The organism is Streptomyces sp. NPDC002602, from assembly GCF_042889445.1.
In the GTDB taxonomy this organism is placed as follows: domain Bacteria; phylum Actinomycetota; class Actinomycetes; order Streptomycetales; family Streptomycetaceae; genus Streptomyces.
In genome coordinates this window covers 147,420-162,071 of record NZ_JBIAQX010000016.1, presented here as the reverse complement: position 1 = coordinate 162,071, position 14,652 = coordinate 147,420, and the positions used below count along the sequence as shown (strand labels likewise).

Annotated in this window: 14 protein-coding genes; 6 read left to right on the top strand and 8 right to left on the bottom strand. The window is 72.9% G+C overall.

The features are described 5' to 3' along the window. Positions 1-365: 365 nt before the first annotated feature. On the bottom strand, positions 366-920 hold the full coding sequence (locus ACFYW3_RS31485; protein ID WP_389388024.1) for a hypothetical protein: 555 nt from the start codon (positions 918-920) through the stop codon (positions 366-368). Between the two features lie 195 nt (positions 921-1,115). On the opposite strand from ACFYW3_RS31485, the gene ACFYW3_RS31480 reads away from it, so the two are divergent. Next, the gene (locus tag ACFYW3_RS31480) at positions 1,116-1,784 is read left to right on the top strand and encodes a chaplin (protein WP_389388023.1); all 669 of its coding nucleotides are present in this window, start codon (positions 1,116-1,118) and stop codon (positions 1,782-1,784) included. A 157-nt stretch (positions 1,785-1,941) separates the two neighbouring features. Here the strand turns inward: ACFYW3_RS31480 and ACFYW3_RS31475 are convergent, their stop codons facing one another. After that, positions 1,942-2,622, bottom strand: a complete 681-nt coding sequence (locus ACFYW3_RS31475) for a DUF2293 domain-containing protein (protein WP_351761478.1) — start codon at positions 2,620-2,622, stop codon at positions 1,942-1,944. Positions 2,623-2,761: 139 nt separating this feature from the next. Between ACFYW3_RS31475 and ACFYW3_RS31470 the strand changes: the two genes are divergently transcribed. Further along, positions 2,762-3,130, top strand: a complete 369-nt coding sequence (locus tag ACFYW3_RS31470; RefSeq protein ID WP_389388022.1) for a cupin domain-containing protein — start codon at positions 2,762-2,764, stop codon at positions 3,128-3,130. A 52-nt stretch (positions 3,131-3,182) separates the two neighbouring features. Here ACFYW3_RS31470 and ACFYW3_RS31465 read toward each other — a convergent pair whose 3' ends face one another. Next, positions 3,183-4,628, bottom strand: coding sequence for a WGR domain-containing protein (locus tag ACFYW3_RS31465; protein ID WP_389388021.1), 1,446 nt, complete (start codon positions 4,626-4,628; stop codon positions 3,183-3,185). Between the two features lie 93 nt (positions 4,629-4,721). Between ACFYW3_RS31465 and ACFYW3_RS31460 the strand changes: the two genes are divergently transcribed. Both ACFYW3_RS31460 and ACFYW3_RS31455 read left to right on the top strand, forming a co-directional pair. After that, positions 4,722-5,366 (top strand): uridine kinase, encoded by a 645-nt coding sequence (locus ACFYW3_RS31460; RefSeq protein ID WP_351761485.1) that lies wholly within the window; start codon positions 4,722-4,724, stop codon positions 5,364-5,366. Positions 5,367-5,534: 168 nt separating this feature from the next. Further along, positions 5,535-6,197, top strand: a complete 663-nt coding sequence (locus ACFYW3_RS31455; RefSeq protein WP_389388020.1) for a hypothetical protein — start codon at positions 5,535-5,537, stop codon at positions 6,195-6,197. Positions 6,198-6,273: 76 nt separating this feature from the next. Here ACFYW3_RS31455 and ACFYW3_RS31450 read toward each other — a convergent pair whose 3' ends face one another. After that, positions 6,274-7,287, bottom strand: coding sequence for a carbohydrate kinase family protein (locus ACFYW3_RS31450; protein ID WP_389388019.1), 1,014 nt, complete (start codon positions 7,285-7,287; stop codon positions 6,274-6,276). Further along, positions 7,284-8,258 carry a pseudouridine-5'-phosphate glycosidase gene (locus ACFYW3_RS31445; protein ID WP_389388018.1) on the bottom strand — a complete coding sequence of 325 codons (975 nt, stop codon included), beginning with the start codon at positions 8,256-8,258 and terminating at the stop codon, positions 7,284-7,286. Before ACFYW3_RS31445 ends, ACFYW3_RS31450 begins: the two co-directional genes overlap by 4 nt. 296 nt (positions 8,259-8,554) lie before the next feature. Between ACFYW3_RS31445 and ACFYW3_RS31440 the strand changes: the two genes are divergently transcribed. Next, complete coding sequence (locus ACFYW3_RS31440; protein ID WP_389388017.1) at positions 8,555-8,932, top strand: cupin domain-containing protein; 378 nt, start codon at positions 8,555-8,557, stop codon at positions 8,930-8,932. A 99-nt stretch (positions 8,933-9,031) separates the two neighbouring features. Here the strand turns inward: ACFYW3_RS31440 and ACFYW3_RS31435 are convergent, their stop codons facing one another. The 3 genes from ACFYW3_RS31435 to ACFYW3_RS31425 all read right to left on the bottom strand — a co-directional run bounded on the left by ACFYW3_RS31435 (position 9,032) and on the right by ACFYW3_RS31425 (position 12,231). Then, positions 9,032-10,393, bottom strand: coding sequence for an MFS transporter (locus ACFYW3_RS31435; RefSeq protein ID WP_389388040.1), 1,362 nt, complete (start codon positions 10,391-10,393; stop codon positions 9,032-9,034). Between the two features lie 303 nt (positions 10,394-10,696). Next, complete coding sequence (locus tag ACFYW3_RS31430) at positions 10,697-11,260, bottom strand: methylated-DNA--[protein]-cysteine S-methyltransferase (protein ID WP_389388016.1); 564 nt, start codon at positions 11,258-11,260, stop codon at positions 10,697-10,699. A 62-nt stretch (positions 11,261-11,322) separates the two neighbouring features. Next, a complete protein-coding gene (locus tag ACFYW3_RS31425) occupies positions 11,323-12,231 on the bottom strand; it encodes a glycerophosphodiester phosphodiesterase (RefSeq protein WP_389388015.1) in 909 nt (302 codons plus the stop codon). Between the two features lie 222 nt (positions 12,232-12,453). Between ACFYW3_RS31425 and uvrB the strand changes: the two genes are divergently transcribed. Further along, positions 12,454-14,601, top strand: coding sequence for an excinuclease ABC subunit UvrB (gene uvrB / locus ACFYW3_RS31420; protein ID WP_389388014.1), 2,148 nt, complete (start codon positions 12,454-12,456; stop codon positions 14,599-14,601). Positions 14,602-14,652 lie beyond the last annotated feature (51 nt).

The window sequence follows — 14,652 nt, the reverse complement described above, 5'->3', positions numbered from 1 at the left end:
CCGGGCGTCGGTCCGGGGCGTCGCATCACGGCGTGGCGCGGTCAGGCCGGGGGGCCGGGTCCGCGCGGGCGGTCGCGGCGCGGCGAGTCAGGCCGGGGAGTCGTGTCGCGCCGCAGGGCCGTCGTCCCGGGGCGTCTGGGCGTCGGACCGGGGCGGCGCATCGCGGCGTGGCGCGGTCAGGCCGGGTCACCGGTTCGTGCCGTCCGGTCGCGCGCGAGGCCGTCGACCCGGGGCGTCGGTCCGTGCCGTCCGGTCGCGGCACCGGGGCGTTGGTCCGGGGTGTCGCATCACGGTGTGGCGCGGTCGGGTCGGGGCGGCGGGACGTGTCGTGAGGCAGTCGAACCGGGCCGGTCCGTGCGGGCGGGTCAGGTCGGGGCGTCGGGCCGTTCGAGGTGCGTCGCCCAGCGGGTGAGCGCGGCGAAGTCGCGGTCGCGGAGCCCGTGGCGCGGATGGACGCGCAACAGCAGGGCCGGGGCGGGGTGATGGGCGGCGACCCAGGCCCGGTCCCGCGGGTTGATCATGTCGTCGACCCAGGCGAACGGGCGGCCCGCGGCCCAGGCGAGGAGCGGTCGGGTCTTCCAGGAAAGGCCGTCGGGATCGTGGGCGAAAAGCTCCGGCCATTCGATCACCGGGAGATCACCGGGCAATCCGATGCGCGGGGCGATCATGGTGTTGGCCTGGTGCATCCAGGTGGTCGCCCAGGCGAGTTCGTAGGGCAGGGCCGACAACCGGGCGCCGTGGGCGGGGTGCAGGCGGACCCGGAGCCCGCGCCGTGCGCTGCGCGAATCGGGGGCGCGGCGGGACATCCAGATCTCGGGACGCATCCGGTGGCTGTCGTACCCGCGCAGCCCGGCGAGCCGTGACCGGAAGGGGTTGAGAGGGCCGTCCACGTCGAGGAGAAGCAGCGGGCTGTTCATCATGAAATAGGCATTACCCCGTACACGATGGGGTGAAATGCCCATCGGCGCTATAACCCGAATGGGGTTACGGCGTTGTTTCCGGTGCGGGTGAGTCGCCCGCGGACTTCTCCGGAAGGCGGGAAACTGATGCGTCACAGTCGTCGCAATGGCTTGATCACGGCGGTGGTTGCGGGAGGTGGACTGGCGGTCGCGGGGGTGAGTGGCCTCGCCTACGCAGATGCGGACGCGGGTGGCAGAGCCGAGGGCTCTCCCGGCCTGCTCGCCGGGAACCTGGTGCAACTGCCGGTGAACACACCGGTGAACGTGTGCGGGAACACCGTGAGCGTGGTCGGGCTCCTCAACCCCGCCGCCGGGAACCGCTGCGCGAACACCTCCCAGGGCGGCGCCCGCTCCGGCCCGGGCGCCTCGGGGCAGGGCCACTCCTCGTCCTCCACGAAGGCCGGCACGGTCAACGGCGGCGGAGCGGTGGCCGACGGACAGACGAAGGGTTCCCCCGGACTGCTGTCCGGCAACGGCATCCAGCTCCCCGTGGACCTCCCGCTGAACGTCAGCGGCAACTCCGTGAACGTGGTCGGAATCGGCAACCCCACCAGCGGCAACACCTCCGTCAACGGCGGCAAGCCCAGCCCCGGCAAGCCGGTCCAGCCGCCCGTCGTCGTCAAGCCCCCGGTCGTCATCCCGCCGGTACCCGTCACGCAGGTGAAGCCGCCGGCGCCGCAGACCCCGCAGACGCCGCCCCGGCACACCGAAGTCCTCGCCCACACCGGGTCCGACGGCCTCGGCTACCTGATCCCCGGCAGTGGCGCGCTGCTGCTCGGCGGAGCGCTGATGTACCGCCGCTTCCGTACCCAGGGCTCCGTCTAGGCCGTCTCTTCCGGATCTTGCCTGACCCGCGCCGCCCGGCACCGCACCTCGCCGCGTTGTCGAGGCACCCGAGGATGTCCAGTCGGGAGCCTCTCCGCCGTGCGATGCACGGCACCGGACGACGCGGGCCTGACCGGCAAGATCCGAAAGAGACGGCCTAGATCGACTCGTCCTGGACCGGCTCCCCGGACGCCGCCCGCCAGCCGTCCAGGATCGCGTCGATCTGCTCCGCCAGCCGGGCCCGGGCGGCGAACCGCGGCACTCCCGCCATGAGCAGGGCGTCGTACTCCGTGTCGAGGTGCCGTACGGCCGCCCGCACCGCCACGGACACCGCCAGTTCGTCCAGGGCCCGGCCGGCGGCGGTTCGACCCACGCGGCCACTGCCGCGCAGCGAGGCGTGCGTCGCGATGGACCGCGCGCGTTCCTCCGGACAACCGGGGAACAGCCGCCGTATCTCGGCGGTGAAGGCCGCGGTGAAGCGGACGTCCTCGGCCGCGCGGCGCAGCCGGTCGCGGTCCCGGCGGCGGGCCCGCACCTCGGCGTCCGCGAGGCAGGCGCGCTCCGCGCGGGCCAGCGCGGCTTCCTCGACCAACAGGCCCTGACGTTCGTGGCGATGGCGACGCTTGTGTCGGCGCACCACGACGGCGGAGAGTGAACTGGCCTCCCGCGCGCGCCGGGTGAGCGCCGCGTCGCCGCGCGGCAGGTAGACCAGATGGCCGAGGTCGACGCAGTCCAGGCAGCGGGGTACTCCCGCCTCGCGGACGAGGAGCCGGAGCGGGCCCTGCCGGCACTCGGCGCAGTGGATCCGCTTGTCCGACTCGAACACGACAAGACTCATGACGGAGTGATACCGCGCTGCGGTCCTCATATCACCTTGTCGGGGTGGGTTGTTGTCCTTTCATCGGTTCTTCCTCGACGTCATGATCTCCTCCTACCGTGAGGCGGCCGGGCCGCGGTGGCCCCGTGGAGGAGGAGCGATGGGCGGACGGCAGGCGACGGCGCGACGGCCGGGAACGAGCGGGGGATCGGACCTCACGGGCCGGGAGATCGTGATCGAGTCGGGGCAGTGCACGGGATGGCACTACCACGACGTGCCGCTGATGGTGGTGGTCACCTCCGGAACGCTGACCCGGATCCTGGACGACGGATCCGTCGCGACGCACCCGGCGGGAGCCACCTTCGTCGAGCCCCCGGGCCATGACCACGTCCACCTCGGCCGCAACCTGGGAAGCGAACCGGTCGTGCTCCACGTGACCTGCGCCCTCGCCGGGGAAGCCTGTTGGTCGGTGCCCACGCCCGCCCCGTCCGGTGCCACGCCGTGCCCGTGCCCGGGGCACGCCCGCTGACTCCGCGACACCGGGCCGGTCGAGCGTGGCGCGCCCCACGGCCGCGGCCCGCTCAGACCAGTCGGCGTATCTCCCCGCGCACCCGGTAGAAGCCGCCGGACGCCGCGTGCAGTCCCTCCACCACGTAGCGGGCGCCGGCCTCCCGGATCCCGCGCGGGAACTGCACGTTCCAGCCGGGCTCGAAGCCGTCGGACACCACCTGCACGCGCGTCCGCCCGCCCTGCTGGACGCACTCCACCACCACACCGCCCGCCGGCGCCGCGGCCACCGAGATCGTCGCCACCGCCGAGGCGGACGCGGCAGGGGTGAACACGGGCAGCGCGGCGGCCGACTTGACGTCCACCGCCGCCGGCACCGAACCCTGCTGCGCGGCCGTGATCGCCTGCTCGCTCGCGTCCACGCAGACCAGCGAACCGTCCGTGGTGACCAGGTACAACCGCCCGTCGAGGTACTGCATGGACAGCGCCGACCCACTGCCCGTGCCCAGCTTCCACAGCCGCCGACCGTCCGCGTCGAAGCAGTACACGGAGGAGGAGAGATCACCCGCGAACACGTGCCGCCCGTCCGGCGAGGTCGCGCACGAGTACACCGCCGCGTCACACCGGTACGAGGCCTCCACCGCGCCCGTCGCCTTCGACAGTCGCTGCACCGTGTTGCGCCCGGTACCCGCGTACACGGCGTCGTCCTCCTGCCAGCCGAACAGCACCGAACCGTCGGTCGCCGTGTGCCACAACTCCCGCCCGCCGTCAGGGGCGTAGGCCGTCACGCCCTTGCTGTGGCCGTGGTACACCGCCCGCTCGTCGGCCCGCACCATCCAGGCGTTGGACCCCGAGGAGCGCCGCGACCACTGGAACTCGTCCTCGTGGTCGATGACGGTCAGGCCGCCGTTGCGGTCGGACACGTTCAGCACGCCCTCGCGGATGTCGAGCCAGAAGATGTCCACGTCCGCGGCGATGTCGTACGCCCCGAACGGCACCTTCGACGACAGGTCGTACACCGTGCCGTCGTCACAGCCCGCGTAGATCCAGAACTCGTCCGCCACCAGGCACTTCACCCCGTCCGGCAGCGAGTACCGGGCCAGCACCTCGCCGCCGTGGCTCAGCGTGTAGACGTCCCCCGCCTGGTTGCCGACCCAGCAGCGGTCCTCGTCCACGTGGATCCCGAACGCCGAGGAGCCCGTGCGGAAACGCCACAGCACCGGAGCCACCGCGCGCGCCGTCGACGGGGCCGAGGTCACCTGCCTACGGGTCACCGACCGCGCGGCGCGGGCACCGCGAACCGCCGGGGCGTAACCCTTGCGGACCTTCTCCCCGACCTTCTTCGCGGCGGCGGCGCGCGCCTTCTCCACCGTCGGGAAGGAGGAGTTCTGCACCTGGCCCTCCGCGCCGATGCGCCCGTACCGGACGGTGACGGCCGTGCCGTCGACCGTCACCTCGTAGAACTTGTGCGCCCCGCCGTCGTCCTGCGACAGCTCCATGTACGTCGTCTCGCCGGCCATGACAGACCCCTCCCCGCGGTCGGGCCGACGACTCCGTTTCGCGCCGGTGATCCCTCGTGGAAAAAGTTAGGACCCGCCACTGACAATGGCCAGGTGCAGTGGGAAGCGATCACATGGCAGCGGATGGCCGAGCGGCTCGCCGGTCGACTGGAGGACCGGTCCGAGGGGCCCGACGGGGGGCCCTGGCAGCGGGTGGGCATCGACGGCGCGCCCGCCGCCGGAACGGACGTGCTCGCGGACCGGCTCGCCGAGGAACTGCGCGGTCGGGGCAGGCCCGTGGTGACGGTCCCGGCCGACGGGTTCCTGCGGCCTGCCTCCCTCCGCTTCGAGTTCGGCCGGCAGGACGTCGACGCGTACCTCGACGGCTGGTACGACACGGCCGCCCTCTGGCGGGAGGTGTTCGGCCCCACCGACCCCGGCGGCACCGGCCGGGTGCTGCCCGATCTCTGGGACCCGGCGACCGACCGGGCCACCCGCAGCCCCTACGTCGAACTCCCGCCGGGCGGCGTGCTGATCGTGCACGGACCGCTGCTGTTCGGCCACTGGTACCCCTTCGACCTCGGGGTGCACATCCGCCTCTCCCCGGGAGCCCTCGCCCGCCGGACCGAGGAGTCCGCGCGCTGGACCCTGCCCGCCTTCGCCCGCTACGAGGCCGAGACCGACCCGGCGGGCCTGGCCGACGCGGTCGTCAGGGCCGACGACCCCCGCCACCCGGCCTGGACGGGACTCGCGGACTGACCCGCCGAGGCATCCACCGCGTCACGGACGTCCGGGATCGGCAACAGCGCGATTCCCGGTCGGTGACGAACGGGAATCGGCCATCGTCGTGGCCGACAGCCGCGGGCTACGTTGTCGCCACGCTTCGACGGCGGCCACCGGGTGGCGCCTTGGCAGAGGGAGACGGCAATGGGTGGACGCGGCGCTGCGGTCGAGGGACCGAGACGGTTGCGGGGGTGGACGCTCACGACGCTCGCCCTGTGCACGGCCCTGACCCTCACCGCCTGCAACGGCGAGGACGGCGGCACGGACGCCGCGGGCACGCCCTCCGGAGCGAGCCCCGCCGGCCCGAGCGCGTCCCCGACCGCGGCCACCACCCCGACCGCGACGCCGACCCCTCCCGCCGGCGCCGGACCGTCGGCGTCCGCCGTGTCCGCGAAGCCGACCGCCCCGACCACCGCCAAGGCGACCCCGGCGGGCACGCCCAAGTCGCCCGCGCCCACCTGCGACCACAAGATGCCGATCTCGCCCGACGAGATCGCCGTCAACCGCTACACGCCCGAGGGCGGCTTCCACAGCCTGATCGTCAAGCACGGCAACTGGGGGTGCGGCGCCCCCGACTCCGACGGCGCCCCCTTCGAGACGGTCGGCAAGGAGACGTTCATCCCGATCCGGGACGACGCGAAGATCACGGCCGTCACCCCGATCGTCGAGAGCACCGAGAACAAGCCGATCACCCTCGACGCCCTCATCGAGTGGCTCGTCGCCCACCCGAACCAGGGCCTGGTGTTCCGCTACCACCTCGGCGACAAGGGCGCCATCGACACCCTGGACCAGGTGTTCACCCCGTGAACCCGCCCCCGGGGCGGCCCTGATCGACCCGCCCAGGGCCCGTCGACACCGGACCGTGCGGGGTGAGGTGACGGCCCTACGGACGTCCGCCCAACCGGGTGACCGCCACCGCGGCCGCCCGGCACCCCGCGCGGGCCGCCTCCACCGGGGTCGCGCCCGCCAGCCGGGCCGCCAGGAAACCCCCGGTGAAGGCGTCCCCCGCGCCCGTGGAATCCACCGCCTCGACGGCTTCGGCGTCGACCTCGGCCGTGATGCGCCCGCCCTCGGCGATCAGCGCCCCGGCCGCGCCCCGAGTGACCACCACCAGCGGCACCCGGCGGCTCAGCGCCACCGCCGCCCGGGCCACCCCGGCCGGCTCCGGCAGCCCCGCCAACAGCCTCGCCTCGTCCTCGTTCGGCAGCAGTATGCAGGCCCCCGCCACCGCCGCCAGGAAGCGCTCCGGGCCCAGCGTGGCCAGGAACCCCGCCGAGGCCGGGTCCACGCTCACCGGCACCCCACGGGTCCGGGCCGCCCTCAACGCCACCCTCGCCAACTCCCTGCTGCTGTCCGCGAAGAACAGGTACCCCGACAGGTGCAGGTGCGCGGCCCCGTCCAGCAGGGCCGGCACCCAGTCCGCCGGGCACAGCCGCAGGGACGCCCCGCTGTCCGTCAGGAAGGTCCGCTCCGCGTCCTTGCCGACCAGCGCCACCACCGTCCCGGTCGGTTCCTCCCTGTCGACGACCAGCTTGGGACGGACCCCCGAGTCGACCAGCGCCCGTTCGTGCCACCGCGCCGCCTCGGCGCCCACCCGCGCCAGGATCCGTACCTCGGGGGCGCCCTCGTGCGCCGCCCAGCAGGCGGCGTTGCCGCCCGCCCCGCCGGGCAGGGTGCGGATCCGGGCGACCGTGTCGGTGGCCGGCGCGAGCGGTTCCGTGTGCACCGCGACCACGTCCGTCACCACGTCCCCGACGACCAACAGCGCGCCCGGCGAGCCCCCCGCCCCGCTCGCGGCCGCTCCCCGCGGGTCCGTCCCCGTCGCGTCCGTTCCCGTCCCCTGTCCCGTCGCGTCCGTCCCCGTCGAGTCCGCGCCGGTCACCCCCCGCCCGGTCATGCGCGGGCCGCCCAGGCCCCCGCGATCCGGGCCCCGAGCCGGACGTTGCCCCGTACCGCCGCCAGGTTCGCCTCCAACGACGCGCCGCCGGTCGCCCGTACCAGGAACCCCAGCAGGAACGGTGTCACCGCCTGCCCGGTGATGCCCCGCTCCCGGCACGCGTCGAGGGCCTCCGCCAGCACCCGGTCGTGCAGCTCCGGATCCAGTTGCTCCGCCTCCGCCACCGGATGGGCCACCAGCAGCGCGGACTCCGGTCCGCCGAGCGCGTCCTGAGCCGCCATCACCGCAGCCACCTCCTCGGGCCGGTGCACGGTCCAGTCCACCGGCTCGCCGGAACTGGACAGGTAGAACCCGGGGAAGCGGTCCGTCCCGTACCCGAGCACCCCGACGCCCAGGGTCTCCAGCCGTTGCAGGGTGGCGGGCACGTCCAGGATCGACTTCACCCCCGCGCAGACCACCGTGATCCGGGTCCGCGCGAGCAGCGACAGGTCCGCCGACTCGTCCTGGGTGTGGGCGAACTCCCGGTGCACCCCGCCCAGCCCGCCCGTGGCGAAGACGCGCAGACCCGCCCGGGCCGCCAGGAAGGCCGTCGCGGAGACCGTCGTCGCCCCGGTCGCACCCGTCGCGAGGGCGGGCGCCAGATCCCGGTGGCCGAGCTTGCGCACGTCCTCGCCGCCCGCGATCCGCTCCAGTTGCCCCTTGTCGAGGCCCGCGTACGCCACTCCGTCCACCACGGCGATCGTCGCCGGAACCGCCCCCTCGGAGCGGACCAGGGCCTCCAGTTCGGTGCCCACCGCCAGATTGCGGGGGCGCGGCAGACCGTGCGCGATGATCGTCGACTCCAGGGCGACGACGGGCCTCCCGGCGGCCAGCGCCTCGCGTACCTCCTCCGACAGGACCGGGACCGAGGTCGGCGCCGGCGCCGGGACAGCGGGTGCGGATGTGGGCGCGGATGCTCTGTGCTGTGGCATGCACCCATCCATGGCACCGGATTCGCGCCCCCAAACGCGCTCCCGTCCCTCCCGCGCCAACCTGTCCGAGTCCCGCGCCCCGCGCGCCGCCCGCCCCACCCTTGAACGCGCCCGCGCGGCACGACGCCCGCGACCCGGACGCGCACCGCGGCGACAGAGGTGCCCACCCGCCGCCCTGGCCGAAACCAGGCGGGCACCGAGCCGGGCGGGGTGGACAGGATGCCTCGTCCGGCGCGTCCGCACTGGACGTTCTGGTCGCCGAGACGCGAGGGACGACCCGATTAGGCTGACGCGCCATGAGCCCCCGTGATCACAGCGCAGCCCCCGCCTCCTTCGCCGTCTCCGTGACGGACTTCCCCGACGCCGAACTGGAGGTGGAGGAGCTCGACCCGGCCCAGATCGTCTCCGGCACGCCCGTCGTCACGGGCAAGGTGCTGTGGGAGGCCGAGGACGGCTCGCAGATCCGGGGGATCTGGCAGATCACCCCCGGCGTGGTCACGGACACCGAGGCCGACGAACTGTTCGTGGTGGTCACCGGCCGCGCCACCATCGAGGTCGAGGGCGGCGACACGCTGGAGGTGGGCCCCGGCTCCGCCTGCGTGCTCAGGGAGGGCGACAAGACCACCTGGACCGTCCACGAGACGCTGCGCAAGGCCTACCACATCAGCTACTAGGCCGTCTCTTTCGGATCTTGCCGGGCGGCGCGGGTCAGGCAAGATCCGGAAGAGACGGCCCAGCCCTGTCGTCCACGAGGCAGCAGGACCCGCGGGCGGCTACGCGCCCGCGTCCGCCTTCGCGCCCGCGTCCGCCTTCGCGCCCGCGTCCGCCTTCGCGCCCGCGTCCGCCTTCGCGGGGGCCGGGTGCCGGCGCGCCGTGAAGAGGGCCAGGGCGGCCATGGGGAGCAGCAGCGAGGCGCCGATCGCGTTGAGCCACCCGTATCCCGCCCGGGCCATGACCAGGCCCGCCGCGGCCCCGCCCAGACCGGCGGCCGCGTTCATCGTGAGGTCGCTCAGGCCCTGGACGGCGGCCCGCGCGGCCTGCGGTACGGAGTCGGTCAGCAGGGCCGACCCCGAGACCATCCCGGCGGACCAGCCGAGACCGAGCAGGAACAGGCCGAGCGCGGACTGCGCGTGGCTCGGGCCGGCGGTACCGGCGAGCAGCGCGGCGACCGACAACAGCCCGGCCGCGAGCCCGATCACGGACAGCCGGCCGATCCGGTCGGCGAGCCATCCCATGACGGGGGAGAAGGCGAACATGCCGGCGATGTGACCGCTGATCACCAACCCGACGAGCTCCAGGTCGGCGCCGTGGTGACCGAGGTCCACCGGGGTCATGACCATGATCGAGACCATGGTGGTGTGCGACACCGCGACGGTCAGCAGGGCGAGCCTGGCGCGCGGCGACTCCCGGACGGCCGTGAAACCGGCGCGCAGCGAGCGCCCGGCCCGGGTCTGCTCCCCGGGCCCGGCCAGCGCCCGGGCCGTCAGCAGCGGATCGGGTCGCAGGAGGACACCGATCAGGGTGCCGGTGAGGACGAAGACGGCGCCGGCCCACACGAAGGGGCCCGCCGTCTCGGGTATGGAGGTGCCGGCGAAGCTGTGGCCGGCCGGTGCGGAGAGGTTCGGGCCGAGCACCGCGCCGATGGTGGACGCCCACACGACGACGGAGATCGCCCGCGCGCGGCGGTCGGGCGCCGCGAGGTCGGCGGCGGCGAACCGGGCCTGGAGGTTGGCGGAGGACGCGGCGCCGAAGGCGGCCATGCCCACCAGCAGGAGCGGGAAGTTCCCGATCGTGGCGGCCAGTACGACCAGCGCCGCGCCGGCGGCTCCGATCGCGTACGCCAGGACCAGACCCGGACGGCGCCCGCGCGCGGTCATCAGGGCGGCGAGCGGCAGCGAGAGCAGCGCGGTGCCGATCACGGAGGCGGTGGACGCGAAGCCCGACATGGCCTCGGTGCCGCTGACGTCGGTGGCGAGGACCGGGGCCAGGGCGATGCTGATGGGCACGCCCAGCCCGCCCAGCATCTGAGCGGCGATCAGCACGGCGGAGGTGCGCCGCTGCAACCGGGGGAGATCCGTCGCCGCGACCGGGGGCGCGGTGCGTTCGGTACCGGGGGAGGCCGTCACCGCCCACACCCCCTCGACGGCCGCGGCGGGCGTGCGGAGGGCGGGGAGCCGGGTGCGGCGGCGGGAGTGTTCACCGCGGCAGTGTGCCACCCCGTACCGCGAGGTGGAACCGGGTATCCGGGCCCCGGAGGAAGCGCGGTCGCGCGCCCCGCGTACACCCGCGCACGCAGGACGTCGCGCCGGGTCACGCCGGGTCGAGCCGGGCCCGGGCGTCGGAACAGCGGCGGACACCCGCCGTCGGAACAGCGGCGGACACTCGCCGTCGGAACAGCGGCGGACACCCGCCGTCGGAACAGCGGTGGAGGCCCGCCGTCAGAACAGCGGCTGTGGAAGCACGCCCTCCAGGGCGAGCAGCAGGCGCTTGGTCTCCACCCCGCCGCCGAATCCGCCGATCCCGCCGTCGTTCTCCACCACCCGGTGGCAGGCCACCACCAGCGGCAGGGGGTTCGAGCCCATGGCGTTGCCCACGGCCTGGGCCGCGCCCGGCTGTCCCACCCGCGCGGCGAGTTCCCCGTACCCGACGACCGACCCGTAGGGCACCGAGCGGTCCAGCTCCAGGAGCACCTGACGGTTGAAGCCGGAACTCAGTCGCCAGTCCAGCGGCAGCTCGAAGCGCCGCAGCGAACCGGCGAAGTAGGCCTTGAGCTGGCGTACGGGTTCGGCGAGCAGGACCTCCTCGCCCGGCGCCGGCCGCCAGGCGTCGGCGCCGAGCCGGGAGACCAGCGAGCCGATCATCCTCTCGACGCGGTCCGGTCCGGCGTGGAACTCGACGCGGACCAGCCCCTCGGGGGTCGCCGCCAGGAGCAGGGGGCCGATGTCGGCGGTGACGACCGTCCATTCGAGGTGCGGCCCGCGGGGCCGCTCGGAACTGTCCACCCGTCCACGGTACGGCGCCCCGCGGACAACGACGACGGGTTCGCCCCGGCCGGGAGCGGGGCTCAGTACCAGCCCACCGCCCTGCGGACGACGTCGGGCGTGTTGGTGATGATGCCGTCCACGCCCATCTCCTGGACCTTCCGCGCCGTGGCCGCGTCGTCCACGGTCCAGGTGTCCACCTCCATGGTCTTGCCGTGGGGACCGCGCAGGGCGTGCACCGCCGCCACCCAGTCCGCCGAGAGGGTGGTGTGCCAGGGGTTGATCCGGTCGGTGAAGGCGGCGTATCGCGGCAGCTCGGCCACGGTGGGCGTGCCCAGGAAGGCCGTCACGAGGTCGGGCCGCAGATCGTGCACGATCCGGATGGCGTCGGCGCTGAAGCTCTGCACCACCAGCCACCGCTCCACGCGGTTCCTGTCGAGCCAGCCGGTGGCGTCCAGCAGGTTCAGGGTCTCCCGCTCGATCCCGGGGTAGATCTCCGGCCTCTTGATCTCCAGCAGCAGCTTCTGCTGGTTGCGCCGCACCCGGGCGAGGTACTCCCGCAGGGTCGGCACCGCGGCACCCGCGTACTGCTTGTCCTTGCCGAACCAGCTCCCCGCGTCCAGCAGGGCGATCTCGTCCGCGGTGAAGTCCTTGACCAGCCAGGGCTTGCGGTCGGGGAACACCTGCTCGACGTCGGTGGTGCGGGCCAGGTTGTCGTCGTGGATCACGACCAGGACGCCGTCCTTCGTGCGCTGGACGTCGTTCTCGACCCAGTCGATGCCCATCCGCATCGCGAGGTCGATCGAGGCCAGCGTGTTCTCCGGGGCGTACGCCGAAGCCCCCCGGTGGGCGTAGACCACCGGCGGGGAGGACACGACCGACCCGGACCCCGAGGCGGGACCGGACGCGGTGGTCGAGGTGATCGTGCCCAGCACGGTGAGGGTGAGGCCCAGGACTGCGGCGGCCACGGCGGCTGGTCGGACGACGTACATGTGCGTTCTCCTCGGGTCGTGAGCCCTGCTCCCCGCCTCAAACGGGCGCGGAGCGGCAGACGTTGCGGCGATGCACTTCACGGAGTTCGCGATCATCATGCGGTTGAAGATCACGGGGCCGCCACCGAACTACGACAAACGGACCAGAATGGAGCAGACCCGCCGGACCCCCGGAAGCCCGTGCCGGGCGTGAGTGTCAGTGGGGGGTCGTACGGTTGAGGCATGCGGCCCGTATCGAAGATCGAACGCACGGTGGCGCCTTTCGAGGTCGTCAGCCCCTACCAGCCCAGCGGCGACCAGCCGGCGGCCATCGCCGAGCTGGAGAAGCGCGTCCGTGCAGGTGAGAAGGACGTCGTACTGCTGGGTGCGACCGGCACCGGCAAATCGGCGACCACTGCCTGGATGATCGAGAAGCTCCAGCGACCGACGCTGGTGATGGCGCCGAACAAAACGCTCGCCGCCCAGTTGGCGAACGAGTTCCGCGAGCTCCTGCCGAACAACGCCGTCGAGTACTTCGTCTCGTACTACGACTACTACCAGCCCGAGGCCTACGTACCCCAGTCGGACACCTACATCGAGAAGGACTCCTCGATCAACGAGGAGGTGGAGCGGCTGCGCCACTCCGCGACCAACTCCCTGCTGACCCGGCGCGACGTCATCGTCGTCGCCTCCGTGTCCTGCATCTACGGCCTCGGCACCCCGCAGGAGTACGTGGACCGGATGGTCTCGCTGAAGGTCGGCGAGGAGTTCGACCGGGACCAGCTGCTGCGCCGGTTCGTCGACATCCAGTACACGCGCAACGACGTGGCCTTCACCCGAGGCACCTTCCGGGTGCGCGGCGACACCATCGAGATCTTCCCGGTCTACGAGGAACTGGCCGTCCGCATCGAGATGTTCGGCGACGAGATCGAGGCGCTGTCCACCCTGCACCCGTTGACCGGCGAGGTCATCAGCGAGGACCGCGAGCTGTACGTCTTCCCCGCCAGCCACTACGTCGCCGGCCCCGAGCGCATGGAGAAGGCCGTCGCCGGCATCGAGGCCGAGCTGACCGATCGGCTGGCCGAGCTGGAGAAGCAGGGCAAGATGCTCGAAGCCCAGCGGCTGCGCATGCGCACCACCTACGACCTGGAGATGATGCGCCAGATCGGGTCCTGTTCCGGCATCGAGAACTACTCGCTGCACATGGACGACCGCGAGCGCGGCTCCGCCCCGAACACCCTCATCGACTACTTCCCCGAGGACTTCCTGCTCGTCATCGACGAGTCGCACGTCACGGTGCCGCAGATCGGCGCGATGTACGAGGGTGACGCCTCCCGCAAGCGGACCCTGGTCGACCACGGCTTCCGGCTGCCGTCCGCCCTGGACAACCGGCCGCTGAAGTGGGAGGAGTTCCAGGAGCGGATCGGCCAGACCGTCTACCTGTCCGCCACCCCCGGCAAGTACGAGCTCTCCCGCGGCGACGGCTTCGTCGAGCAGATCATCCGCCCCACCGGCCTCATCGACCCCGAGGTCGTCGTCAAGCCCACCGAGGGCCAGATCGACGATCTGGTGCACGAGATCCGGCAGCGGGTCGAGAAGGACGAACGCGTTCTGGTCACGACCCTCACCAAGAAGATGTCCGAGGACCTCACGGACTACTTCCTGGAGCTCGGCATCCAGGTCCGCTACCTGCACAGCGACGTGGACACCCTGCGCCGCATCGAGCTGCTGCGCGAGCTGCGCGCCGGCGAGTACGACGTCCTGGTCGGCATCAACCTGCTGCGCGAGGGCCTCGACCTTCCCGAGGTCTCGCTGGTGGCCATCCTCGACGCGGACAAGGAGGGCTTCCTGCGCTCCGGGACCTCCCTGATCCAGACCATCGGCCGCGCGGCGCGCAACGTCTCCGGCCAGGTCCACATGTACGCGGACAAGATGACGCCGGCCATGGAGAAGGCCATCGACGAGACGAACCGGCGCCGCGAGAAGCAGATCGCCTACAACACGGCGAACGGGATCGACCCGCAGCCGCTCCGCAAGAAGATCAACGACATCGTCGCCACGATCGCCCGTGAGGAGCTGGACACCGAGGAACTGCTCGGGACCGGCTACCGGCAGGCGAAGGAGGGCAAGGGGGCCAAGGCCCCGGTGCCCGCGCTGGGCGGCAAGGCCGCCGGGGGCAAGGCGGTCGGAAAGGGAGCGAAGGGGGCCAAGGCCGCCGGTACCCCCACGGACCGTCCCGCCGCCGAACTGGCCGCGCTGATCGAGCAGATGACCGAACGGATGCGGGGCGCGGCGGCGGAGCTCCAGTTCGAGGTCGCGGCCCGGATCCGCGACGAGGTGGGCGAGCTGAAGAAGGAGCTTCGACAGATGAGGGAAGCGGGCCTCGCCTGACGTGGGGGCTGTCAGTAGGGTTGGGCACCAGCCGCAGGCACACGCTGCGAC

Coding starts and splice junctions, on each gene's coding strand:
- ACFYW3_RS31485 (WP_389388024.1), bottom strand. CDS start 920: ATGATGAACAGCCCGCTGCTTCTCCTCGACGTGGACGGCCCTCTCAAC.
- ACFYW3_RS31475 (WP_351761478.1), bottom strand. CDS start 2,622: ATGAGTCTTGTCGTGTTCGAGTCGGACAAGCGGATCCACTGCGCCGAG.
- ACFYW3_RS31470 (WP_389388022.1), top strand. CDS start 2,762: ATGGGCGGACGGCAGGCGACGGCGCGACGGCCGGGAACGAGCGGGGGA.
- ACFYW3_RS31465 (WP_389388021.1), bottom strand. CDS start 4,628: ATGGCCGGCGAGACGACGTACATGGAGCTGTCGCAGGACGACGGCGGG.
- ACFYW3_RS31455 (WP_389388020.1), top strand. CDS start 5,535: ATGGGTGGACGCGGCGCTGCGGTCGAGGGACCGAGACGGTTGCGGGGG.
- ACFYW3_RS31450 (WP_389388019.1), bottom strand. CDS start 7,287: ATGACCGGGCGGGGGGTGACCGGCGCGGACTCGACGGGGACGGACGCG.
- ACFYW3_RS31445 (WP_389388018.1), bottom strand. CDS start 8,258: ATGCCACAGCACAGAGCATCCGCGCCCACATCCGCACCCGCTGTCCCG.
- ACFYW3_RS31440 (WP_389388017.1), top strand. CDS start 8,555: ATGAGCCCCCGTGATCACAGCGCAGCCCCCGCCTCCTTCGCCGTCTCC.
- ACFYW3_RS31425 (WP_389388015.1), bottom strand. CDS start 12,231: ATGTACGTCGTCCGACCAGCCGCCGTGGCCGCCGCAGTCCTGGGCCTC.
- uvrB (WP_389388014.1), top strand. CDS start 12,454: ATGCGGCCCGTATCGAAGATCGAACGCACGGTGGCGCCTTTCGAGGTC.